This window comes from Streptacidiphilus cavernicola (genome assembly GCF_042510955.1).
GTDB classification, from domain to species: Bacteria; Actinomycetota; Actinomycetes; order Streptomycetales; family Streptomycetaceae; genus Streptacidiphilus; species Streptacidiphilus cavernicola.
Genome location: NZ_JBHFAB010000004.1, coordinates 290,682 through 312,392, shown reverse-complemented (window position 1 = coordinate 312,392; position 21,711 = coordinate 290,682). Strand labels below are relative to the sequence as shown.

The window sequence follows — 21,711 nt, the reverse complement described above, 5'->3', positions numbered from 1 at the left end:
CCACCGCCCAGCTGAACCGGCCCACGACCACCGAGGGGGCGGCGCCCCTTTCGCGCCACCCCCTCAACCCACCGTCACCCCGCGGCCCGCCCGCTGCACCTACCGCTACGCACCACCACCGGGCGACGCGCCACCGCGCCCCGCGCCACCCAGCTACACGCGCCCACCGCGCCCACCGCGCCTACCGCCGTGCGTCGCACTCCTGCGCCCGCAGCGCCCTCGCCAGGTCGTCCCTGGCCTCAAGTACCAGTCGCCGCAAGGCCGGTGCCGCCGTCTCGTGCTCGGTCAGCCAGAGGTCGGTCCGCGCCAGCGTCTCCGGCGTGGTCACCAGCTTCGGGAACAGCCCGCTGACGATCCGCATCGCGATCTCGATCGAGCGCTCGCCCCAGACCTTCTCCAGCACGTCGAAGTACGGCTCCGTGTACGGCGTGAGCAGATCCCGCCGTCCGGCCGACTGGAACCCGCTGATCTGCGCCTCGACCAGCGCGTTCGGCAGCTCGTCCGAGTCCACCACCAGACGCCACACCTTCGCCTTGGCCTCTGCCGTGGGCCGTGCCGCCAGGCACGCGCTCCGCAGCCGCCGACCGCTCGCGGTGTCGTCCCGCAGCAGCTCGGCCGCCAGTTCCTCCTCTCCGGCCTCGCCCGCCGCGACCAGCGTGTGCAGCAGCGTCCAGCGCAGCTCCTGGTCGACGTCCAGGCCGTCGATCCGCGCCGTCCCGGCCAACAGGCCGTGCACCAGCTGCAGTTCGGTCGGCGACGTCGCCGTCTGGGCCAGGAATCGGGCCCAGGCCAACTGGTGGTCGCCGCCCGGCTCCGTCGCCCGCAGCTCGCGCAGCGCACCCTCAGCGAGCAGCCCGGCCCACTCCGCCCGCACCCCGCCGCCAGCCGCACCAACCCCACCAGCAACGCCACCAACACCGACGCCACCATCAGCCACATACACATCCAGCGCCGACTTCGCCTGCAGATGCAGCGACTGCAGCACGCCGATGTCGCTCTCCCGCCCGGCGAACCGCAGCACGATGTCCAGGTAGTCGCGGGCCGGCATCAGCCCGTCCCTGGTCAGGTTCCACAGCGCGGACCAGCACAGCGCTCGGGCGATGGAGCCTCCCCGGCCGGAGGTTGGGGAAGGGTCGGCGATGTCGCCGAGCCCCTCCCGCAGGGTCTCCAGTGACGCCTCGTCGAACCGGATCTTGCAGTACGTCAGGTCGTCGTCGTTGACCAGCACCAGCGCAGGCCGCTCAAGCCCGACCAGCTCCGGCACCTCGGTCCTGGCCCCGGCGACGTCGATCTCGACCCGGTGGGTGCGCACCAGCGCGCCGTCCGCGTCCCGCCCGTACAGGCCGACCGCGATCCGGTGCGGGCGCAGCGTCGGGAAGGCCTCGACGGCGTCCTGCAGCACCGCGAACGAGGTGATCACTCCGGCCGCGTCGGTGACCACCTGCGGGGTCAGCGCGTTCACCCCGGCGGTCTCCAGCCAGGCGCGGGACCACTCCGCCATCGCCTCGGCGCCGCGCCCCGAGGTCTCGGCGAGCACCGCGAGCAGGTCGGCCAGCGTGGTGTTGCCGAACGCATGGCGCTTGAAGTAGCGCCGCGCGCCCTCGAAGAAGGCGTCCCGCCCCACGTACGCCACCAGCTGCTTCAGCACCGACGCGCCCTTGGCGTAGGTGATGCCGTCGAAGTTGAGCTTGGCGTCCTCCAGGTCGCGGATGTCGGCCGTGACCGGGTGGGTGGTCGGCATCTGGTCCTGCCGGTACGCCCAGGCCTTCCTGCGGTTGGCGAAGGTGATCCACCCGGCGCCGTACTTGGTTGCCTCCACCTGCGCGAACGCACCCATGAAGTCGGCGAAGGACTCCTTCAGCCAGAGGTCGTCCCACCACTGCATGGTGACCAGGTCGCCGAACCACATGTGCGCCATCTCGTGCAGGATGACGTTGGCCCGGGCCTCGTAGGCGGCCTCGGTCACCTTGGAGCGGAACACGTACTCCTCGCGGAAGGTCACCAGGCCCGGGTTCTCCATCGCGCCGAGGTTGTACTCGGGGACGAAGGCCTGGTCGTACTTGCCGAACGGGTACGGGTAGTCGAACTCCCGGTGGAAGAAGTCCAGGCCCTGCTTGGTGACGGCGAAGATCTCGTCCGAGTCGAAGTGCTGCGCCAGCGAGGCCCGGCAGAGCGCGCTCAGCGGGATCTCCAGCCGCCGCCCGTCCGCCAGCTCCTGGGTGTGGTGGTCCCTGGCGACGTGGTACGGCCCGGCCACCACCGCGGTGATGTAGCTGGAGATCCGCGGGGTCGGGGTGAAGTTCCAGGTCAGGCCGTCCTGCACCGGCTCGGGGTCGCCGCCGGCAGCGGAGTTGGAGAACACCTGCCAGTGCTCGGGCGCGGTCACCGAGAAGGTGTAGGCGGCCTTCAGGTCGGGCTGCTCGAAGGTGGTGAACACCCGGCGGGCGTCGGCCGGTTCGTACTGGGTGTAGAGGTACGTCTCCTTGTCCACCGGGTCGGTGAACCGGTGCATGCCCTCACCCGTGCGGCTGTACGCGCAGTCGGCCTCGACCACCAGCTCGTTGTCCGCGGCCAGGCCGGGCAGGGCGATCCGCGAGCCGTCGAACACCTCGGCCGGGTCCAGTGCCCGCCCGTTCAGCACCACGCTGCGGACCTCGGGGGCGAGCAGGTCGGCGAAGCTGTCCGCGCCCGGCTCCGAGCAGCGGAACCGCAGCACCGTCCGGGAGTGGAACCGGCCGGCCCCCTCCCCCTCGCGCACCGATTGCACGGCCGAGCGCAGGTCGAGGTGGACCTCGTAGCCGTCCACGCTGAGGATGCGGGCCCGTTCGCGGGCTTCGTCGCGGGTGAGATTGGTCCCGGGCACTGCGGTTCTCCCTACCTGGTGCACTGCGGCTCGGCGCGGCCGGGTGAGGGACCGGCCGTCGTTCGAGTCGTCGTTACCCGCATCTCTATCACGGGCCGCCGCCACGGTGGACGGATCCGCCCTGGCGGGAATGCCCGGAGGCGGTGCCGTGTTCGCCCGGGAGACCGTACGTCCCTCGCCCCGGAGGACTCATGTCCGCACCTTCCGCCACCCCCGTGACCGCCGACTTCTGGTTCGACCCGCTCTGCCCCTGGGCCTGGATGACCTCGCGCTGGATGCTGGAGGTCGAGCAGCAGCGCCCGGTGCGGGTGAAGTGGCATGTGATGAGCCTGGCCGTGCTGAACGCCGACAAGGACATCCCCGAGCAGTACCGCGAGTTCCTCAAGGAGGCCTGGGCCCCGGTCCGGGTCTGCATCGCCGCCGCGCAGGCGCACGGGGACGAGGTCCTCGGCGCGCTCTACACCGCGCTCGGCACCCGCTTCCACAACAACGCCGAGCCGCGCACCCGGGAGACCATCGAGGCCGCGCTGGCCGACGCCGGGCTGCCGGTCGAGCTGGCCGACGCCGCCGACTCCACCGACTTCGACGAGGCGCTGAAGGCCTCCCACAAGGAGGGCATCAGCCTGGTCGGCGAGGACGTCGGCACCCCGGTGATCGCGGTGCCGGGAGCGACCGGCGAGCAGGTCGCCTTCTTCGGCCCGGTGGTCACCCCGACCCCCCGCGGCGAGGCCGCCGCCCGCCTCTGGGACGGCACCCTGCTGGTCGCCTCCACCCCCGGCTTCTACGAGATCAAGCGGACGCGTCAGGCCGGGCCTAGCTTTGAGTGAACGAGTTCATCCTACGTCGCGTCTCGCTGACCAGGAAGAACCCAGGATTTCGTCACACTGAGTAGGCAAGAGCCCCGGCCGTCACCTCTGGCCGGGGCTCACTCGTAGGCCGAATGAATGAAGCCCCGACCAACCGCACGGGGGAGCGGAAGGCCGGGGCCGATCAGTGGCGCTCCCTGAGCCAGGGAGCACGGGTCAAGCTGCCTTGGAACGTCCTGGGCGGCGGATGATCCGGTGGAGTCACCCGGAAGTACGTCCCGCACTTGGGGCACCAGGGCAATCGGTTCTCTGGGTCCTCTGGGCTGTCCGTACCGCACAGTGGGCAGGATTCCACCGGATCACTCCCTCAGGCCGTGTGGTCGTACTCCCCGGCCTTTGCAGCGGCCACGTGGACCGCCCACGACTCCGGGCTCATGGTGACGACGGTATCCGGCCGCTCGCTGTCCCGGAACGCGACGATGCCGGGGACGTTGGTCGCCACCTCCGGGCAGTTCCCAACCTTCTGGTCACGGCACGCTGCCGCGCCGACGAACACGAACTCAGGACTCTCCATGCTGGCGAATCTCCCTGCTCGGTCCTACCCCGGCCACGGACATGGCCGGGGGCTGTAAGGCCCGCCCCGTGAGGGACGGGTGCATGTGGGCTCGGCGCTCAGCCAGGGCCAGGCGGTGGGCTCGGGAGGCGTCGAACGCTATTCGCAGCCGCTCCGCTCGCTGCCAGAGCGGGAGATCGGCTTTCATCCGGCCCTCAGCTCGGCAGGAGCGGCGGCAGGTCGGCACCGAGGGCAGGAGCACGGCGGCAGAGCCAGGGAGCCAGGCACGTGGTAGACGTTCGCGCTGCTCGGCTCGTACTGCTCCACTTTCAGCTCCCGCTCCTCTCCGGTCTCGGCGTTCTTGAGGTACACGCGGAAGGTGATCACTGAGACCTCCGGGAGGCTTCGGAAGCAGGTGCGGGGGCGGCACTGCCATGGGCCGCAGCAAGGTGTCTGGCCTGCATCACGCGGACATCGGCGGCACGGGAGTGGTCCCCGGTGAGGACCGCTGCTTGGCCCTGCTCGGCCAGCCGCTGGCACTCCTGGCAGACCGGCTGCCTCGTCCTCCGGGTCACTGCTCACACCTCGCCCCGACTTCTGACAGGGCAGCGCGCAGCGAGGCAGCGGCAGCGCGGCGGGACACCTCTCCGCTCAAGATCTCGCAGAGCGTCCAGACATGGGATGTGGCCACGGTTCCGAGGCGCACCCCGTCATCGCTTCCGGTCGTCCGTACCGAGGTGATCTCTATCCCGAGATCGCTCAGGACGTCGATCAGCGCCAAGGACGCCGCTTGTGCTCCGCGATCAGCCTGCTCCTGCTCAGCCAACCTCAGACACTCTGCGCGCTCGTCCATGGCATGTCCCTCTGCTCTCCGCCGATGTCTCTACGGCGAGAATGGCGCGGAAGGACGTTGTGCGGAGTGGCCACCCATAGTGGCCAGTTGGCTACGCTGCTTCGATCTCCGCCATGAGCAGGCGGAGCGTCAGGGAGTGCTTCTCGGGCGGCAGGGCGTTGAGCGCGGTCCGGGCGTAGGCCACTCCGCCCGACTGGTCGCCAGCACGGGCCAGCATCAGCCCACGGTGCATCTCAAGGTGCGTGGCGAACCTGGGCAGCGTCGGGGGCAGCAGCCGACGGGCAGTGTCCTGTGCCTGAACGGCCCCCTTCTCGTCGCCGAGCCTGGCCAGGAGCAGGGAGGCAAAGACGTTCATGCGCCATTCCGGAACGGCGTAGTCGGATGCCTCGGCGTCCGGGGAAGCCACCTGCTCAAAAGTCCGCCAGCCCTCGGCCAGCAGGGTGAGCGCTCCACGGCGGTCCCCTCGGATGGCGGCAGTGTGCGCCTTGCCCATGAGGGCGTTCAGGCGTCCCAGAGAGGGTTTTGAGGACAACGCCAGTGCCTGGTCGGCCAGTTGGTCTGCCGTGGACAGCGAGGCACCCTCGTAGCCCAGGGCGATGGCAGCACGGCCACGCACCCAGACCCGCGCCGACGTGTTTTCGGACCGGTCGGCAGTCTCGGCAGCTGTGTAGTACCAGTTGGCTGCCTTGGCTCCATCCGACCCCGGGAACGTCTTGGCGTACAGCGTGGCCAGTCGTGAGGCCACGTCCCACATGCCCGGCCTCTCCAACTGCTGCTGCAGGACGACCAGATCAGCGGCCAGCCGTTTCTGGATCTCCTCGGCTCCGGTGGACATGTAGTCCTGCCCGTAGGTCACCAGCCGCTCTTGCCAGTCGTCCACGGTCGGGCTGGTGCGGAGAGCGGCTGAGAAGCCGTGCCGCAGTAGATCGGAGGCCACCACGGGAGCTATCGCCGTCGCGGCAACGTTCGTCAGAAATGATCTTCTATGCACGTCGTCAGGCTCCAGGTCGTCCATGGGTACCTGCAAGGCAGTGGCCAGATGACGGAGCCAGAACGCTCCCGGCTTGCGCTTCCCGGTCTCCCACCGGCTGACTTCCTCGCGGGTCATGGTCGTGCGACCGGACACCTCGCACAGACGCGCTGCCAGCTTGCCCTGGGACCACCCAAGCGCCTTGCGCAGGCGGGCGATTGACTGCCCTAGCTCATTGCACACGGCATTCAGCGTACGACTCCGCCCCCCGCTGGGGCGGGCTCCAGCTTCGCGTAGCCACCCCGCAGCGCGGCCCCGTATCCACACAGGTACCGGGTCGCTGCCATGTCCAACACACTGACCTGCGGTTTTGTGGGGATCGCCCAACGCGCGGCCGGGGCCGCAGCCGATAGGTTCACAGTCGTTCACATCCCACCGGGCGTACCAGCCCCGTCACCCGCACCACCCACCCTCGCCCCGCCCCACCCTCGCCCCGTTCGAACCCGCGGAGATCCTGATGACCCTCGCCACCGCCGCTGTCGCCCGCCCCGGAATCCCCGGGACCGTCCCCGGCGCCGTCCTGGCCGACCTGCTGCCCGCGTCCACCCGGGCCCGTGGCCGGGTCCGGGACGTGGCCCTGGTCGTCGGCGGGGCCGGCTTCACCGGCGTAGCCGCACAGCTGGCCGTGCACGTCCCCGGGTCACCCGTTCCGGTGACCGGGCAGACCCTGGCCGCGCTGCTGGTCGGCACCGCCCTCGGCACCCGGCGCGGGGTCGCCTCGCTGGCCCTCTACCTGCTGGCCGGTCTGGCCGGGCTGCTCTGGTTCGCGGCCGGCAGCTCCGGCACCGGTGCGACCCTCGGCTACGTCATCGGCTTCGTCCTGGCCGGGGCCCTGGTCGGCGAGCTGGCCCGGCGCGGGGCCGACCGCAGTCCGCTGCGCACCGCCGCCGCGATGGTGCTCGGCAACCTCGCCATCTACGCCGTCGGCGTGCCGTACCTCGCCGTCTCGCTGCACACCGGCCTGGCCAAGGCGGCCTCGCTCGGGCTGTACCCCTACCTGCTGGGCGACGGGCTCAAGATCGTCCTCGCGATGGGACTGCTCCCCGCCGCCTGGAAGCTGGCCGGCCGCCGCGCCTGACCCGCGGCCCCTGCGTCGGCAGCCGCCCCTGAGCCGTCCCCGCCCTGCCGCCCCGCCCCCGCCCCGCCCGCAAGGCCTGGGCGGCGCCCCGCCGCCGCCTCGTGACACACTGGCGGCATGCGCGTGTACCTGGGATCCGACCATGCCGGATACGAACTCAAGCAGCACCTCGTCCAGTGGCTGACCAGCGCCGGGCATGAGCCGGTCGACTGCGGCCCGCACATCTACGACGCGGTCGACGACTACCCCCCGTTCATCCTCCGCGCCGCCGAGCGCACCGCCGCCGACCCGGACGCCCTGGGCATCGTCATCGGCGGCTCCGGGAACGGCGAGGCCATCGCCGCGAACAAGGTCAAGGGCGTCCGCGCGGCGCTGGCCTGGAGCACCGAGACCGCCGAACTGGGCCGGGAGCACAACAACGCCAATGTGATCAGCATCGGCGCCCGGATGCACACCCTGGACGAGGCGGCCAAGTTCGTCGAGGTCTTCGTGGGCACCCCGTTCTCCGAGGACCCCCGGCACATCCGCCGGATCGACATGATCAGCGAGTACGAGACCACTGGCGAGCTGCCTCCGGTCCCGGCGCACCACCCGCAGGGCTAGACCCCGCCGACCATGCCCGAAGGCCACACCCTGCACCGACTCGCCGCCGCCTACCTGTCCGCGTTCGGCGGCGAGTCCGTGCACGTCTCCAGCCCGCAGGGGCCGTTCGCGGCCGGTGCGCTGCGGCTCGACCGCCGTCCGCTGACCGCGGCCGAGGCGCACGGCAAGCACCTCTTCCTGGGCTTCGGCGAGGCCGGGTGGATCCACGTCCACCTCGGCCTGTACGGGAAGGTCCGCTTCGGCGAGGGGCCCGCGCCCGCCCCGGTCGGCCAGCTGCGGCTGCGGCTCGCCAACGACGACCACTACGCCGACCTGCGCGGCCCCACCACCTGCGAGCTGCTCAACGACGCCGCCAAGCGCGCGGTGCAGCGCCGGCTCGGTCCCGATCCGCTCCGCCCCGGCGACACCGGCGACGCCGCCTGGGAGCGGATCAGCCGCAGCGGCACCACCGTCGCCGCGCTGCTGATGGACCAGAAGGTGCTCTCCGGGGTCGGCAACATCTACCGCGCCGAGGTGCTGTTCCGGCAGGGCCTGGACCCGCACCTGCCCGGCCGCGGCCTTAGCCGGGCCGAGTGGGACGCGCTGTGGGCCGACCTGGTCGCGCTGATGGCCACCGGCGTCCGCGACGGCTGGATCGACACCGTCCGCCCCGAGCACATGCCGGAGGCGATGGGCCGACCCGCCCGCGACGACGCGCACGGCGGCGAGGTCTACGTCTACCGCCGGGCCCAACTGCCGTGCCTGGTCTGCGGACATCCGGTCAGCGCCGAGACGCACGGCGGCCGCAACCTGTTCTGGTGCGCCCGCTGCCAGCCGCCCCGCTAGGCCCGGGATCTGATCCGGTGTCAGGCCCCGCGTCCGATCCGACGCCCCGTCCGTTCACCGACCCGACACCCCGTCCGACCGTCGACCGCGTCACCGATCACATCACCGACCGGACGACGGATCCGATCGACGATCCGGTACCCGATCCTCCGGCAACCATCGACGCGCGCCCGGTCCGCTCGGTAGGGTCAGCGGGCATGGCAGTCGGCGCACCCGGGGGATCCCCTCGGGAGACATTCACGGCACGGGGGCGGAGAGCGCTCTTCCGGGCCCGCCGACGACTGCGCCGTTCCGCCGTCGACTACTTCCGCGGCGACGCCTCCGACTGGTTCGCCTTCGCCGGACTGTTCGCCCTGGTCCCGCTGATCACCGTGGTCACCCTGGTCAACGCGGTCTGGTGCCCGCCCACCGCGCTGGTGCTGCCGGTCCTGGCCGGGGCGCTGCTGCTGCGCCCCAGCAGCCTGGTGCTGCTCTACGCCGCCTCGGCGTCCGCGCTGGGCGTCGAGTCCGCGCTGCTCGGCCCGTACCACCTGGGCCCGGGACGGGTGACGCCCGGCAGCGTCCTGGTGGTGGGCGCGGTCGGCGCCGCGGGACTGCTGGTGGCCCAGCTGCGCAGCCGGGTCGGCGTGCCCTGGCGCGGCGGCGGCACCATGCTGTTCGACCTGCGCGAGCGGCTCAAGGTGCAGTCGCAGATCCCGCCGCTGCCGTCCGGCTGGCACGCCGAGATGGCGCTGCGCCCGGCCGGCGGGCAGTCCTTCTCCGGCGACTTCCTGGTCGCCGCCCGTACCGGCGACGGCAAGCGGGTGCTGGAGGCGGTCCTCGCCGACGTCTCCGGCAAGGGCATGGACGCGGGCTCGCGGGCGCTGCTGCTGTCCGGGGCGTTCGGCGGCCTGCTCGGCTCACTGCCCCCGCACGACTTCCTGCCCGCCGCCAACGGCTATCTGCTGCGGCAGGAATGGGAGGAGGGCTTCGCCAGCGCGGTCCACCTGGTGCTGGACCTGGACACCGGCGAGTACGAACTGCTCTCGGCCGGGCACCTGCCCGGCATGCAGCGCTGCATGGGCCAGGGCAACTGGGAGACCAAGGAGGCCGAGGGGCCGCTGCTGGGCATCGTCGACGGTGCCAAGTTCACCGGCCTGCGCGGCCGGCTGGCCCGCGGCGACGTCCTGATGCTGTGCACGGACGGGATGGTCGAGGCGCCGGGACGCGACCTCTCCGAGGGCATGGACCGGCTCATGGGGGAGGCCGACCGGCTGATCGGATCCGCCTTCGCCGGGACCGCCTGGCGGCTCATCGAGACCGTGGCGAAGGACCTCAACGACGACCGGGCCCTGCTGCTGATCTGGCGTGAATAACCGCACCAACGTGCGCAGTTCAGCTCACCTGTACCATCAGTCACAAGATCTCCGGACACTGTTCGGCCAATATCGGCCGGATAGGGATCACCGGGTGACCTTTGTCCCTGAAGTGCTTTACGGAGCCGTTCGCTCCGGAGACACTGTTGGTCGGGCGTGGGGAGGGAGGGGGGCAGTGCCGAGATCGGCGCGGCGGACCGGCCTGCCGGGTGGCCCGGGCCCCGAGCACGTCTTGAACGAGGAAGTGGAACAGAGTGACGACCTTCTCATTCTCCGCCGTGGTGCTGCTCGGCATCCTCCTGATCGTCTTCATCAGGAACAAGAGCGTCAAGCTCAGTTACGCGCTGCTCGCCGCGCTTTTCGGGTTCTTCCTTGAGAAGACCTCGGCGGCCGGGCCGATCCAGGAGTTCCTCAACCAGATCGCCAGTACCATCAACACGTTGACGAAGTAACAGCGGCCACAGCCCGCCACAGCTGACGCATCGTCACCTCTGCTGCAGCCAGCGCCGCAGCAGAGCCGTCCCCGGTGCACCCCGCCGATCCGGCCGGGGCTCCCCGGCCCGCTCGATCCCCGCCAACCGCTCGGGATCCGCGGCCAGCAGAACGAAGCAGCGTACCCAGGCCAGCCGTTCACCCCTCGGCCACGGCAGTGCGCGCAGCGCCGCCGACGCGGCGGCGACCGGTTCGCCGTTCACCCGCACCTCGGCGACCTCGTCGCCCTCCCGGCCGCCGAAGAAGAACTTCACCCCGTTCACGGCCGGGTCGGTGAGGAACGGCAGCACCGCGTCCGCGACCGCGGGGAGCAGCTGGTGCTCGGCCACCCAGTCGCCCAACGGCCCGCTGCGGAAGCCGAAGACGCACGCCGGGCCCTGCACCGCGTGCCAGCCCGCGACACCGCCGGCCGTGCCCGGCGCGAAGTGGTCCCCGTGCAGGCCGCGGCCCTCCAGTAGCTCCACCACGGCGGACGCGGTGGTGGTCCGCCACATCCGCACCGCGTTCTGCAGCTGCTCCTCCTCGGTCCGGCCGAGGCCCACGCTGCAGTCCCAGACGACCGGGCCGTCGCCCTCGCCCAGCCGCAGCGCGTAGCCCAGGTCGACATGCCCCCCGCCGTGCCCGCCGTGCTCCCGCACCGCCACCGCGGTCGTCCCCGGCCCCCGGACGACGCTGCCCTCGACCCGGAACTCCAGCCCCAGGCACGCCATCTCCCGCACCACGCTGCGCTGTATGACCTTCATCCGCTGCGGCCCGCGCAAGGCGTCTCCAAATGTGCAGTCGCGGTGAACGCTTCACCACCCCCGGAGCGTACCGGCGTTCGACCACAACTCCACCACGATTCCCGCACCGGAACCGCCACCCGGCGGAGCCGCGGCGGCCCCCGCGGAAATTCGAACGCACGTAGCCGACGGAATTGATCCGTCCGCAGCGGCGGTACGCCACCATGGGCGGATGGCCGGTATGGGTGACAGTCTGTGGAACAGCGCCGTCGGTCCGTCGAGCGGGGGCACGGCGACGGGCGGGTACGAGAAGGCGGTCCTGGAGCAGTACAAGCTGTGCGTCGAGATGGCTGACCGGGTCAGCGCCCGGCGCAACCTCACCAACACCTTCTTCCTCACCTTCAACAGCGCGGTGGTCACGGCCCTCGCCGCGACGTCCGGGGCGGCCTGGCGCCACGGGTCGGTCGGGCCGCTCCTCGCCGCTCTGGTGATCCTGCTGACGCAGTGCCTGGCCTGGCTGGTGATGATGCGCTCCTACCGCCAGCTGAACGGGGCCAAGTACACCGTGATCAACGCGCTGGAGCTCAGACTCCCGGCGCGCGCGTTCACGGGCGAATGGGACGCCCTGAGAGCCGGGACCGTCTGGCGGCGCTACCTGCCGCTGACCTACGTGGAGCAGAGCATTCCGGCGATCTTCGCCGCGGCCTACCTGGTGGGCTTCTTCGCCGCCGTGCTCTGAGGCCGCCCGTCAACTGTCGAAAGGACGGGAACGATGACCACCGGCGGTAGTGGAGCGGCCTGGCCCGACGGCCTTCCCGTGGCGGCGCCGGCGTTCCCCGGCTGGACGTTCGTGCCCCAGCCCGGCGCCGTGCCGCTGGGTCCGCTCGACGTCAACGACATGGTCCGCGGAGTCTTCACCACCTTCCGGCGCTACTGCCTGCCGCTGTACCTCCCGCTGCTCACCGTCGCGCTCGGCTGCACCGCCGTGGTCAGCGGCTGCGCCTACGCCGCTTGGCGACTGATCGCCTCCCTGCACCTGCGCGGCCACTGGGAGACCACGGGCCGCCTGGTCGAGGTGTCCGCTGCTGCCGCCGTCGTCGTGGTGCCCTCGGTGGTCTGTGCCGCCTTCGCCTACGCGGTGGCCACGACCGTCAGCCTCACGGTCCTCGGCCACCACGCGGTCCTGGGTACGCAGCCGCTGCGGGCCCGTCAGGCCTGGGCAGAGGCCCGCCCCCACCTGCGGCGCACGCTCGCCACCCAGGCGCTGAGCACGCTGGCCGGCTCCGCTGTCCTGCTCGTCTCCCTCCTGCCAGGCATCGCCCTCGGTATCGCCCTGCACAGCGTTGTCGCCGCAGCGTTCGGCCTGCTGCTGCTCGTTCCCGGCCTGGTCGGCACGGCGTACGTGACAGGCCGGCTCTACCTCGCCGGACCCGCCGCGGTACTGGAGGGCCTGCGGCCTTCCGCCGCGATCCACCGCTCCTGGCAGCTGAGCCGCGGTGCCTGGTGGCGCACCTTCGGCATCATGCTCATCCCCACCGTGGTCGGCAGCACGGCGACCCAGGTGGTCAACACCTTGGGCGGAACCGTGGCCTCGCCGTTCGTCCCCTCGGGACTCCTCGACCGGACGCAGCCCGGCCGACCGCTGCACCTGGAGCTCGCCGCCCTCGTGCTCCCGGCCGCCATCGTCGTCCTCGCCGCCATCGCCGCCGCGATCACCAGGGCCCCCCTGAAGCCGCTCACCACGGGACTGCTCTACCTGGACCGCTGCATCCGGAGAGAGGGCCTGCAGATCCCGCTCACCGCGGTGGCGGCGGGCGCCGCGGTCGGCCCAGCCCCCTTCCCGCTCCTGCCCTTCCCGCCGCGGAACCCGCCGCCCAAGCGGCGCCGCGAGCAGGACCGGGAACGGCCCACGGACACGGCGCCCCCGCACAATGACCAGCGACGGGTGACGGGGTACCGGCTGATCGGAATCGGATGGGTGCTCCGGATTGCCGGTACCTGCCTGGGAATGGCCGGCCTGGCAGTGTTCAGAGACTCGCTCGGGAACGAAGTCAGCGGCTCCGGCGGCTTATCGCCCTGGCTGGTCAGGGCGGCCGGGATCCCGGTCTTCTACCTCGGCCTGCGGATGTGGGCGCGCGGCCGGATCATGGTCGCACGCGGGCGCCAGCACACGGTCAAGGTGATCGGCTCCCTCACGAAGCTGGTGTTCTCGCGCTACGTCCTCTATCTGCGCCCGTTCTCCCACGACCGGGAAATGTCGGCCCTGCCGACACAGTTCTCGGGTGGACATTCAGGCCAGCTCGCCTTCTTCCTGTCGGGGCTGACCCAGGAGGAACTCCTGGTGCGCCGCTTCGGGGGCATCGGCCGGGTCATCGCCATCGGCGAACCGGAGGAGTCCCTTCCCCTCCCCGGCGCCATGCGCGGCTACCTTCCGCTCGACGACTGGCAGGGCCCCGTGAGCGGACTGATCCGCAACGCCCACGTCGTCGCGCTCGCCGCCGGAACCGGTCCCGGAACACTGTGGGAATTCACCGAGGCGGTGCGGGTACTGGATTTGCGACGACTGGTCCTGCTGGTCTACTGCGGTCCGGAGATGTACGACGCATTCCGCGAAGCGGTGCGCACCACCTACGACGAGCGAAGCTCCCCTGGGCCGGGGGACCCGGCACACGGGCGGGACGCATGGCCTCCGCTTCCCGAACTCCCGGACTTCCCACCGCTGTTCCGACCGCGCCGGAAGCAGCGGAAGATCATGCGGTACCTCGGCGCCGCGCCCGCGGACTGGGACTTCCCGCTCAAGGGGATCGTGGTCTTCGACGAGGAGGGCCGGGCGAGGTTCATCCGCTTCGATCCCACGGCCCAGGTGCGCACCCCCTGGAATCTCTGGCGCATGGTCAGACGCCAGTTCGCCCCCGTCATCTCCGGGTTGGAAGCGCTGCCCCGCCAGTGGAACGGTTTCTGACCAGGGCCCGCGATACGATCGGAGCCTGCTTGCTGTCCGCTTGCTGATCGCACGCCGCCTGCTCGTCGTCCGGGAGGAGTAGCTGTGACCACCTTGGCCGTGACCGGACACATGGATCTGACCAGTGACTCTGTCTCGCTGGTCCGTGCGGCCCTGCGCAGCCTCCTGACCGAGCGGCTCGCGGCCGGACCGCTCACCGGGTACTCGTGCATCGCTGTTGGGTCGGACAGCCTCTTCGCTGAGGAACTCCTGGCGGCCGGCGGTGACCTCGTGGTCGTCGTGCCGTCGGAGGACTACCGCCGCAACGTGGTCGGTCCGGATCACGCCGCACTCTTCGACAGGCTGAGCACCGAGGCTGCCAAGGTCATCACCCTCCCGTTCGAGAAGGCGGGCCGAAGGGCCTACGAGGCGGCGAACCAACTCCTCCTCGACCGTGCCGACGGCCTGGTAGCCGTGTGGGACGGCCAACCACCGACAGGGGGCGGCGGCACCGGAGACATGGTCCAACGCGCCACAGCAGCAGGCGTCCGGGTCTTCCGCATCTGGCCGGAGGGCACATCCCGGTCCTGACCCGCCCCCTGGCGACCGTCGGAGACCTTCGGATGTGCGGCTCAACGTGGCAGGCCTGACTGGAGACCAGGCAGGCCGCTCGGAACCCGCTGTCGCAGATAGTCGCGTGAACGGTGGTCCGAAACAGTGAGAGCCGGTGTCCGCGTATTGCGGAAACCGGCTCTCACTCGCACGTGCCCAACGGAGCGGGCGACGGGAATCGAACCCGCGTAGTCAGTTTGGAAGAGTCCTAGCCCGGACCCCGGCTGACCTGGCGAACCGCTGACCTGCGGCGCAGCGCTGATCGTACTGGCGTTCCCCCTGATGCCCCGCTGATTCCTCCCCAGCCGGGCACGCAACGGGCACGCCTTTACTCACGGAAGCTCTGCGAGCACTGCTTGCAGATGTCGTCCCGATGCTCCCAGCCCTCCGAGAACGGGATGTCATCAAAGTCAGCTGACTTGCCACAGAGAGTGACCGAATCATTGGCCGAGGTGATGTGCCAGATACCATCGGCAGCGCCAGGCATCGCGCCTTCCTGGCGTTCCATGCGGAGCCGGAATTCCTTGAAGTCCATGCCATCCACAAAATCACTTCTGAGTGATTTTCGCCTGTTAGGGCCTGGTTGCTCTCCTTGTGGTCCGGCGCATCCTTGTCGTCAGCTCCGCAGGAACCACACTCCTCCCCGCTGCCATCCCGTCTGCCGTCGTCCCACACCTCGGTGGAGCGGGCTTGCCCCCTGGTGTCCAGGTGGAGCGCGCCACTGTACGAACGACCTGGACACCAGGGGGCAAGGCTGCTCGGCTCTGCCTGGGACGACGGCAGGCGGGATGGCAGCCCCACCTCAGCCACGTATGGCCCGTAGACGCGCTCGAAGGCCCTATCCCGGAGTCGGAGCGCCCCCGCCGGAGGCATTGGTTTCAGTAGCCTCTGATCGCCGCTATGGCGCCGTGAGGGTTCGCGCTTCATGCCTTCGGGCCTATCTCTTGCGGGCGCGCAGCCGCCACGCCGCGCCAGCGCGGGGCGAAGACAGGAGCGCGGGCGCGAGCGGGGCGAGCGGCGCGTCCGGCGGAGCGTCAGCGACCGCCGGGTGCCTTGATGAAGTAGAGAAAGTCGTCACCGTGTCAATGCGTGGCCCGGCGGCTCACGCCAGTGCCCTGATCTCTTCGACGGCATCCCTGGCAAGGGACGATCCGTGGAACGGCGGATTGGTCAGCATGTCACTGAACCGATCCAGGCGTTTGCCGATCCATGAGATTTTGCGCTCCTCTGGGAGATCAAGGATCGGGCGAATTGCCGACATGCCGCCGTCGAGTTCACCGAGTTGGAGTCGTGCCGTGCCGAGATAGATATGGGCGAGCGCTTCGTCATCGAGTGATCGTGTCTCTGGCGGCTCACCCTCCCACATGGCGATTGCCAGCGAGGCTTCTCGTTCCGCGCGCTCTGCGTCTTCTCGACCGTCAAGCCAAATCAGACTGCTACCGGCGTAGTAGTGCTGTTTCGCCTGAGAGAACTCGAACAGCCCTGGCATGGAATCTGTGTTCCTCGACTCCGCCCGTGCGCTCTCTGCCGCGTTGAGTGCCTTGTTCGCCTCATTGGAGTTGCCTAGGTTCGCCATGCACTGAGCGAGTCCGCAGAGAATTCGCGGTCCGGAAGTTCCGAGTGTCGCGTACTGCTGGCCGCTCTGGATGAACTGAAGCGCTCGTTCGTAGTCGCCCTGGAAGCGCGAAATCAAGCTTTGTGTTCCTCGGGTCCACGCTCGAAGTTCATTATCACCGACGCGATCGGCACACATCCACGCAGCGCGGGCGTGGGCAAGCGCTGCGGTCGGACTGCCAAGGTCAAGTGCCGCGTATGAGAGCACCCCAGAGAGTTGCCCCACGGCTAGGAAAAGATCCTTCTCGTCCCCTGCGTGGACCCCACCCTTCTTGATTCGATCGACCAATCCGGAACGCACTTGGGTGGCCTGCGCAAGTATCGGAGCGGGAGGGGTGCCAAGGTAGGCAACGGCGAGAGCACGCACGGAGTCGCTGACCCCCGCAATGTCCGGCTGGCTGGCACAGAGTAGACCAAGGGCGTCGGACTCCCTTACGGACGCTGCGAGCAAGCGGCGAGTACGCTCTGCTTCGCGCTCCTCTTCCTCAGCCAGCCGCCAGGCGCCGAGAAGTACCCCGTGCCCCTGGAGAGCTTTGTCAGCCAGTTCGGCGAACTGTCGAGTGGGAAACTTCGTCCCATGTTCCACGTTGCCGATGTAGCCCCGGCTGAAGTGGATCGTTCCGGCGAGATCGGCCAGCGACTGACGTCGGCTCGTTCGCAACTCCTGCAGCAGACTGCTGAATGTCGTCCTCATAGGACCGATCGTTCCTGCTGGAGTGCTCATCCGCGGTGCGCCCCCTGTCGCCTACTCGTCGCCGCACTGCCTAGGAGACAGCAGTCCCAGTGTGCACGCTGACTTGTCGTCACATCATGTAAGCAGTCGAACATATGTGGGGGAAGTGGCGATGACATCAACGGACAGGGAACTTACGATCATGACCGCTCGCCTGGATGCCGTGGCTGTCGGGCTGCGGGAGTTGGCCGATCGCACAGCCACTCTCAGTCGCCGGATTGCAGCGCATCCACAGTCTGCTCAAGCTCTCGAACGCGGCCGTCGAGTCGCCCCAGCTCGGCAATCACCTTGTCAAGGCTCGACATGACGGCTGCGAACTCGGCCGATGGCCGCTGGTCGGCGGACTCACCCGGGTTCGCGCTAACGAAGATCCCTCGGCCTTGCTGGGTAATGACCAACCCTTCTTCCCGGAGCAGGCGGATGGCGTTCTGGACGGTCATGATCGCCGCGCCGTACTCCTTCGCGAAGACCTTGGCCGTGGCCAGACGCTCCCCAGGGCCGAACGTGCCGTCCAAGATCTTTCGCCGAAGGTCTCCGGCGATGACGACGTACGGCGGCTGGGATTCACTCTGCATCGGCTCCACCGACTCAGACTAGCTGCACTAGTTGACGCAGGTCATTAGTCAGATCAAGTCGAAGCCTTGCCAAGGTGCATCAACCTAGGTAACCTAGATCTAGGTCAGCCAGTAAAGCTAGGCTGATATTGGCGGCGGAAACCCGCCGACCTGAGGAACAGCGCCACCAACGCACATGCGTTCCGGTCCTCGACTCAAGGAGTGGGCAGATGCCTTCCTTCAAGATTGACCTCTCTACCGCCGTGGCGTTCGTGGCGGTTCCGCCGTCGTACAAGGTCGTGAACCGGGAGACCGGTGAGATCGCGATCGACCGGGAGACCAAGGGCAAGATGATGACGGTCGGGCTGACGATTGCCGACGACGGCACGGCCGACCTGCTGACGGTGAACGTCCCGGAGTCCGGGGTCCCGGCGAACCTGGGTGTCGGGATGCCGGTGGCGGTGACCGGGCTGCGGGCTCGGGACTGGGAGAACGACTTCAACGGGCAGAAGCGGCACGGGATTTCGTTCCGCGCCCTGGCGGTCACCTCGCTGGCTCCCGTTGCGGCGAAGGGCTGATCGTCGTGAACCAGATCTTGGCCCTACTGGAGACGGCCACCCCGTTAGCCGCGGTCGGTGGGGGCGCTGTGTACGCCCGTGAGCGGCACCCGCGGCTGTACTGGTCCACGGTCGGTCTTCCGCTGACGGTGGCTCGGATCCGGCACGACTGGGCGGAGACGATGGAGGCGTGCGGGCTGTCGGCCGAACCTCCGATGTGGAAGGTGTTCGCCGCCCGGCAGGGTCCGGGAACGATCAAGCCCATGCCTCCGACGCTGCGCGGCGTGTCGGCTTCGACCATGGGTCTGCGGCTTCGGCTGCGTCTGCCGCGCGGCCTGGCCACGGAGGACATGGCGAACGCTGCCGAGGGGTTGCGGCATGCCTGGCAGGTGCACGCGGTGCACGTGTCCGAGGTGCGCCCCGGGATCATCGAGCTGCGGATCACCGGCTTCGACGTGCTGCGCCGGGTGGTGCTTCCCTCCCGGGCGACCTCGAAGTCAGCCGGTGTGATGCGGGTCCCGGTGGCGCTGGGTGCCGATGGCCGGGTGGTGGTGCGTGACTACCGGGCCGCGCCGCACGGTCTGACGCTGGGGGCGAACCAGTCGGGCAAGTCGATGTACGCCCGCAACCTGTTCCACGGCCTGGCCACCCAAGACGTCGCCCTGGTGGGGATCGACTGCAAACAGGGTGTCGAACACGCGCCGATGGGGCCGCGCCTGTCGGGCCTGGCAGTGGATCCGGATTCTGCCCTGGACCTGCTGCGGGTCCTGGTGAACGAGGTGATGACCGAGCGGTTCGACCTGATCCGCTCCTACCTTGGGATACCCGGCCGCGTGCCCGGTTCGGACATCACGGTGGACATCTGGGGGCTGCCGGAGAAGATTCGCCCGGTGCCGCTGGTGCTGGTGATCGATGAGGTCGCGGAACTGTTCCTGGCCTCGACCGCGGCGGAGAAGGCCCGGTGCGCGGAGACGATCACCCTGTTGATCCGGTTCGCGCAGATGGCCCGCGCCGCGGGCATGTACCTGGAGGTCATGGGCCAAAGGTTCGGCTCCGAGCTGGGCAAGGGCGCGACGCTGCTGCGCTCCCAGCTCACCAACCGGGTCGTGCACCGGGTCAACGACGTCGAAAGCGCCAAGATGGGCCTGGGGGACGTGTCCGAGCAGGGTGTTTTCGCCGCCACCCGGATCGCCCCGGACCTGCCCGGGATGGCCATCGTCGGCGATACCTCTGGGGCCTGGCAGCGGATCCGCACCCCGTACCGCAAGCTCTCGGACACCGCCGCAGTCTGCGCAGCAACGGCTCACCTGGTCCCGGACCTGCCTGCGCTGGACGCCTTCCGCCCTGTCCCCGCGGTGCGCCCGGCGGCTCCCGAGGATGCCCCGGTCTACGTCACCGACCCGGCTCCCGCGTAGTACCTCATCCCCTGTTCTTCCTGGTCGGCGCGGCCTCCTCGCGCCACGTCCCTACCCGGGCCATGCCCGCAACCGACCCGACAGGAGAAAGCCGTGTCCATGAGCATCGGCGTCACCCTGGAGTCCGACGCCTGGATCACCTGCCACGACTACGGCACCACGCGCACACCGATCCTGGCCGTGCACAGCACCACCGGCGGCCTGACCCTCCACACCGCTCCCGACGCCCCGGCCCGCGAACAGGTCGAGATCGCCCGCCAGTTCGCCAACGCCGCCGCGCAGATGCTCGCGCTCACCGAGAAGTGGGCTGCCGCCCGCACGGTCAGCCTCGTCAAGGACCGGTGAGCGGCGATGGCAACCACGCGCAAGCGCCCCGCCCCGACCCCGCCAGCTCCCGTGGCCTGTGAGCCCTGCGAAGGAACCGGTGTGGTCGAGTTGCCGGTCCGGGTGGGTCGTCGTCGGCGTCACGTCGGTGCCCAGCGAGGGGCCTGTCTGGCCTGCTGGGGCAGCGGCGAAGCCCCCGCACCGAGCCCGCTTGATCCACCCGAACCGCCGGTAGCGGGCGGCAGGCATCACCTCGCCCCGCCCGGTACCGGCCCCAACTCCTGAAGGAAGAAGGAAGTACCCATGTTCTGTGAACACTGCGGTGACGAGAACGGCCAGGAGACCGGTCTCGACCACGACGAACGCGACTGCCCCTGGTACAGCACCAACCCGGACACGGACCCGGACGCGGACTGGGATGAGTGAGCGTCATGCGCCGCTTACTCGCCCGCGTGGACCCGGTGCTCGTGCAGGCCGTGATCGCCGCCGCCCTGTCCTTCGCCCACCTGCACGACATCGCAGACGCCGCCGGACAGACCGGCTGGAAAGCCTGGGCCTACCCCGTCTCCGTGGACCTGCTGCTCGTCGCCGCCTGGCGCCGCCTACGGCAGGGCCGCGCGGCTGGGACCGCGGTCCGCCTGGCCTGGATCTGGTTCACCACGGCCCTGTTCGCCTCACTGGGCGCCAACGTCGCCACCGCCGGACTCCTCGACCTCGGACAGGTTCCGACCTGGCTGCGGATCCTGGTCGCCGGCTGGCCCGCCGCCGCCTTCCTCGGCGGCACCCTCCTCGCCCACACTCCCACCCCGGGACCCGCCGCGCAGGACAACACGACCGGGGAGCCTGCGGAGTCGGTCTACCTCGAACCAGTCGCACCCGCGCCCGCGGCGCCCGCGGCCCCGGCGCTGGTCGAACCGGACCCCGCCCCGGCCCTACCCCCGGCACCGGCCCCGGTCGCCGCGGTGATGGAGGTCCCGGCCGCGCTGCTGGCCCACGCCCGCACCCTCGCCGCAGCCCACACCGCCCGCACCGGATCCGCCCCGGACCCCGGCGCCCTGCGCGCGCTGCTCGGTGTGCCCGAACCCCTCGCCGCGGCCATAGCCGCACAGCTCTGAGAAGGAGACCCCGCTGTGAACGTGACTCTGCCCCTGGTCGTGGTCCTGGGCATCGCCGCCTGGCTGATCGTCAAGTTCTTCCGGCCCAAGCCCTGGGCCGTGATCGCCCTGCTCCTGTTCGGGTTCTACCTCGCCCACACCTTCATGGCCCCCGCCATCGACTCCGGCACCCGCACCGGCGTCCGAATCGTCAACAACCACCACTGACCCGAAAGGACACCACCGCCATGTTCCTGCGACCCACCTACGCCCCCAACCCCACCGAGGTCCACCAGACCACCCCCCTGACCCACCCCCCGGCCGTGTACCTCCCGGCCCCGGTGCTGGCTCAGGGTTGCGGGTGCCAGCACCACGGCCCGGCCGCGGCTCCGGCGTCCTACGCCCCCGCCCCGGCGCCGCGCCCCTCGATCGCCCCCTACGTCGCCGCGGGCATCGGTGCGGTCGGGTCGGTGGTCGTGGTCGGGGTGGTCCTGGTCGGCCTGCTCGTCGCCTTCGCCGCCAGCGCCCTGGCCATCGCCGTCGTGATCGCCACCCTGCGGAGCCTGCTCAACTCCGGTCCACAGCAAGGGCGTTCGCGCCGCTTCTAGCTCTACCTCGGGACGGCCGACTACCGGCCAAGGACACCGGCCGTCCCGAGCACCCGCCCGCCCAACAGACGAGACAGGA

At 70.0% G+C, this 21,711-nt stretch carries 24 protein-coding genes; 16 read left to right on the top strand and 8 right to left on the bottom strand.

The annotated features are described in order from the left end of the window. Positions 1–181 precede the first annotated feature (181 nt). Entirely contained in the window at positions 182–2,863 is a 2,682-nt protein-coding gene (gene pepN, locus ACEZDE_RS07790; RefSeq protein WP_380533837.1) for an aminopeptidase N, read from the bottom strand. A gap of 191 nt (positions 2,864–3,054) precedes the next feature. Between pepN and ACEZDE_RS07785 the strand changes: the two genes are divergently transcribed. Then, positions 3,055–3,690: a DsbA family oxidoreductase gene (locus ACEZDE_RS07785; RefSeq protein WP_380533835.1), complete on the top strand. Its 636-nt coding sequence runs from the start codon at positions 3,055–3,057 to the stop codon at positions 3,688–3,690. Positions 3,691–4,036: 346 nt separating this feature from the next. Here ACEZDE_RS07785 and ACEZDE_RS07780 read toward each other — a convergent pair whose 3' ends face one another. The 3 genes from ACEZDE_RS07780 to ACEZDE_RS07770 form a co-directional block, all read right to left on the bottom strand. Continuing rightward, the gene (locus ACEZDE_RS07780; RefSeq protein WP_380533833.1) at positions 4,037–4,243 is read right to left on the bottom strand and encodes a DUF397 domain-containing protein; all 207 of its coding nucleotides are present in this window, start codon (positions 4,241–4,243) and stop codon (positions 4,037–4,039) included. A 550-nt stretch (positions 4,244–4,793) separates the two neighbouring features. Continuing rightward, positions 4,794–5,075 carry a hypothetical protein gene (locus ACEZDE_RS07775; protein ID WP_380533831.1) on the bottom strand — a complete coding sequence of 94 codons (282 nt, stop codon included), beginning with the start codon at positions 5,073–5,075 and terminating at the stop codon, positions 4,794–4,796. 91 nt (positions 5,076–5,166) lie between these two features. After that, positions 5,167–6,288, bottom strand: coding sequence for a helix-turn-helix domain-containing protein (locus ACEZDE_RS07770; RefSeq protein ID WP_380533829.1), 1,122 nt, complete (start codon positions 6,286–6,288; stop codon positions 5,167–5,169). Positions 6,289–6,562: 274 nt separating this feature from the next. Here ACEZDE_RS07770 and ACEZDE_RS07765 point away from each other — a divergent pair, with 274 nt between their 5' ends. From ACEZDE_RS07765 to ACEZDE_RS07745, 5 genes are all read left to right on the top strand, one after another. Beyond that, positions 6,563–7,183 (top strand): biotin transporter BioY, encoded by a 621-nt coding sequence (locus ACEZDE_RS07765; protein ID WP_380533827.1) that lies wholly within the window; start codon positions 6,563–6,565, stop codon positions 7,181–7,183. Positions 7,184–7,300: 117 nt separating this feature from the next. Next, positions 7,301–7,786, top strand: coding sequence for a ribose-5-phosphate isomerase (locus ACEZDE_RS07760; protein WP_380533825.1), 486 nt, complete (start codon positions 7,301–7,303; stop codon positions 7,784–7,786). A 12-nt stretch (positions 7,787–7,798) separates the two neighbouring features. Beyond that, the gene (locus ACEZDE_RS07755; RefSeq protein ID WP_380533823.1) at positions 7,799–8,611 is read left to right on the top strand and encodes an Fpg/Nei family DNA glycosylase; all 813 of its coding nucleotides are present in this window, start codon (positions 7,799–7,801) and stop codon (positions 8,609–8,611) included. 197 nt (positions 8,612–8,808) lie between these two features. Then, a complete protein-coding gene (locus ACEZDE_RS07750; RefSeq protein ID WP_380533822.1) occupies positions 8,809–9,966 on the top strand; it encodes a PP2C family protein-serine/threonine phosphatase in 1,158 nt (385 codons plus the stop codon). Positions 9,967–10,220: 254 nt separating this feature from the next. Further along, entirely contained in the window at positions 10,221–10,418 is a 198-nt protein-coding gene (locus ACEZDE_RS07745) for a hypothetical protein (RefSeq protein WP_380533820.1), read from the top strand. A gap of 33 nt (positions 10,419–10,451) precedes the next feature. On the opposite strand, the gene ACEZDE_RS07740 is transcribed toward ACEZDE_RS07745, so the two are convergent. Next, positions 10,452–11,201 (bottom strand): DUF6348 family protein, encoded by a 750-nt coding sequence (locus tag ACEZDE_RS07740; RefSeq protein WP_380533818.1) that lies wholly within the window; start codon positions 11,199–11,201, stop codon positions 10,452–10,454. 220 nt (positions 11,202–11,421) lie between these two features. On the opposite strand from ACEZDE_RS07740, the gene ACEZDE_RS07735 reads away from it, so the two are divergent. The 3 genes from ACEZDE_RS07735 (at position 11,422) to ACEZDE_RS07725 (ending at position 14,712) form a co-directional block, all read left to right on the top strand. Then, on the top strand, positions 11,422–11,919 hold the full coding sequence (locus ACEZDE_RS07735; RefSeq protein ID WP_380533816.1) for a RipA family octameric membrane protein: 498 nt from the start codon (positions 11,422–11,424) through the stop codon (positions 11,917–11,919). A 33-nt stretch (positions 11,920–11,952) separates the two neighbouring features. Continuing rightward, a complete protein-coding gene (locus ACEZDE_RS07730) occupies positions 11,953–14,142 on the top strand; it encodes a hypothetical protein (RefSeq protein ID WP_380533814.1) in 2,190 nt (729 codons plus the stop codon). Between the two features lie 84 nt (positions 14,143–14,226). Continuing rightward, positions 14,227–14,712, top strand: coding sequence for a hypothetical protein (locus ACEZDE_RS07725; RefSeq protein WP_380533812.1), 486 nt, complete (start codon positions 14,227–14,229; stop codon positions 14,710–14,712). Between the two features lie 349 nt (positions 14,713–15,061). Here ACEZDE_RS07725 and ACEZDE_RS07720 read toward each other — a convergent pair whose 3' ends face one another. From ACEZDE_RS07720 to ACEZDE_RS07710, 3 genes are all read right to left on the bottom strand, one after another. After that, a complete protein-coding gene (locus tag ACEZDE_RS07720; RefSeq protein ID WP_380533811.1) occupies positions 15,062–15,268 on the bottom strand; it encodes a hypothetical protein in 207 nt (68 codons plus the stop codon). A gap of 567 nt (positions 15,269–15,835) precedes the next feature. Then, entirely contained in the window at positions 15,836–17,041 is a 1,206-nt protein-coding gene (locus ACEZDE_RS07715) for a helix-turn-helix domain-containing protein (RefSeq protein ID WP_380533809.1), read from the bottom strand. Between the two features lie 245 nt (positions 17,042–17,286). Continuing rightward, positions 17,287–17,655, bottom strand: coding sequence for a GntR family transcriptional regulator (locus tag ACEZDE_RS07710; protein ID WP_380533990.1), 369 nt, complete (start codon positions 17,653–17,655; stop codon positions 17,287–17,289). 209 nt (positions 17,656–17,864) lie between these two features. Here ACEZDE_RS07710 and ACEZDE_RS07705 point away from each other — a divergent pair, with 209 nt between their 5' ends. The 7 genes from ACEZDE_RS07705 (at position 17,865) to ACEZDE_RS07675 (ending at position 21,632) form a co-directional block, all read left to right on the top strand. Further along, entirely contained in the window at positions 17,865–18,212 is a 348-nt protein-coding gene (locus tag ACEZDE_RS07705) for an SCO3933 family regulatory protein (RefSeq protein WP_380533807.1), read from the top strand. Positions 18,213–18,217: 5 nt separating this feature from the next. Further along, positions 18,218–19,606 (top strand): FtsK/SpoIIIE domain-containing protein, encoded by a 1,389-nt coding sequence (locus ACEZDE_RS07700; protein WP_380533805.1) that lies wholly within the window; start codon positions 18,218–18,220, stop codon positions 19,604–19,606. A gap of 93 nt (positions 19,607–19,699) precedes the next feature. After that, positions 19,700–19,951, top strand: a complete 252-nt coding sequence (locus tag ACEZDE_RS07695) for a hypothetical protein (protein ID WP_380533803.1) — start codon at positions 19,700–19,702, stop codon at positions 19,949–19,951. Positions 19,952–20,233: 282 nt separating this feature from the next. Then, positions 20,234–20,356 carry a hypothetical protein gene (locus ACEZDE_RS07690; RefSeq protein WP_380533801.1) on the top strand — a complete coding sequence of 41 codons (123 nt, stop codon included), beginning with the start codon at positions 20,234–20,236 and terminating at the stop codon, positions 20,354–20,356. Between the two features lie 5 nt (positions 20,357–20,361). Further along, complete coding sequence (locus ACEZDE_RS07685; protein WP_380533799.1) at positions 20,362–21,045, top strand: DUF2637 domain-containing protein; 684 nt, start codon at positions 20,362–20,364, stop codon at positions 21,043–21,045. A gap of 15 nt (positions 21,046–21,060) precedes the next feature. After that, positions 21,061–21,252, top strand: a complete 192-nt coding sequence (locus tag ACEZDE_RS07680) for a hypothetical protein (RefSeq protein WP_380533797.1) — start codon at positions 21,061–21,063, stop codon at positions 21,250–21,252. Between the two features lie 20 nt (positions 21,253–21,272). Beyond that, entirely contained in the window at positions 21,273–21,632 is a 360-nt protein-coding gene (locus ACEZDE_RS07675; RefSeq protein ID WP_380533795.1) for a hypothetical protein, read from the top strand. The last annotated feature ends 79 nt before the right edge of the window (positions 21,633–21,711 follow it).

Excerpts from the sequence above, each read along its gene's own strand:
- ACEZDE_RS07785 (WP_380533835.1), top strand. The coding sequence starts at position 3,055 with ATGTCCGCACCTTCCGCCACCCCCGTGACCGCCGACTTCTGGTTCGAC.
- ACEZDE_RS07780 (WP_380533833.1), bottom strand. The coding sequence starts at position 4,243 with ATGGAGAGTCCTGAGTTCGTGTTCGTCGGCGCGGCAGCGTGCCGTGAC.
- ACEZDE_RS07775 (WP_380533831.1), bottom strand. The coding sequence starts at position 5,075 with ATGGACGAGCGCGCAGAGTGTCTGAGGTTGGCTGAGCAGGAGCAGGCT.
- ACEZDE_RS07765 (WP_380533827.1), top strand. The coding sequence starts at position 6,563 with ATGACCCTCGCCACCGCCGCTGTCGCCCGCCCCGGAATCCCCGGGACC.
- ACEZDE_RS07760 (WP_380533825.1), top strand. The coding sequence starts at position 7,301 with ATGCGCGTGTACCTGGGATCCGACCATGCCGGATACGAACTCAAGCAG.
- ACEZDE_RS07755 (WP_380533823.1), top strand. The coding sequence starts at position 7,799 with ATGCCCGAAGGCCACACCCTGCACCGACTCGCCGCCGCCTACCTGTCC.
- ACEZDE_RS07750 (WP_380533822.1), top strand. The coding sequence starts at position 8,809 with ATGGCAGTCGGCGCACCCGGGGGATCCCCTCGGGAGACATTCACGGCA.
- ACEZDE_RS07740 (WP_380533818.1), bottom strand. The coding sequence starts at position 11,201 with ATGAAGGTCATACAGCGCAGCGTGGTGCGGGAGATGGCGTGCCTGGGG.
- ACEZDE_RS07735 (WP_380533816.1), top strand. The coding sequence starts at position 11,422 with ATGGGTGACAGTCTGTGGAACAGCGCCGTCGGTCCGTCGAGCGGGGGC.
- ACEZDE_RS07730 (WP_380533814.1), top strand. The coding sequence starts at position 11,953 with ATGACCACCGGCGGTAGTGGAGCGGCCTGGCCCGACGGCCTTCCCGTG.
- ACEZDE_RS07720 (WP_380533811.1), bottom strand. The coding sequence starts at position 15,268 with ATGGACTTCAAGGAATTCCGGCTCCGCATGGAACGCCAGGAAGGCGCG.
- ACEZDE_RS07715 (WP_380533809.1), bottom strand. The coding sequence starts at position 17,041 with ATGAGGACGACATTCAGCAGTCTGCTGCAGGAGTTGCGAACGAGCCGA.
- ACEZDE_RS07710 (WP_380533990.1), bottom strand. The coding sequence starts at position 17,655 with ATGCAGAGTGAATCCCAGCCGCCGTACGTCGTCATCGCCGGAGACCTT.
- ACEZDE_RS07705 (WP_380533807.1), top strand. The coding sequence starts at position 17,865 with ATGCCTTCCTTCAAGATTGACCTCTCTACCGCCGTGGCGTTCGTGGCG.
- ACEZDE_RS07690 (WP_380533801.1), top strand. The coding sequence starts at position 20,234 with ATGTTCTGTGAACACTGCGGTGACGAGAACGGCCAGGAGACCGGTCTC.
- ACEZDE_RS07685 (WP_380533799.1), top strand. The coding sequence starts at position 20,362 with ATGCGCCGCTTACTCGCCCGCGTGGACCCGGTGCTCGTGCAGGCCGTG.
- ACEZDE_RS07675 (WP_380533795.1), top strand. The coding sequence starts at position 21,273 with ATGTTCCTGCGACCCACCTACGCCCCCAACCCCACCGAGGTCCACCAG.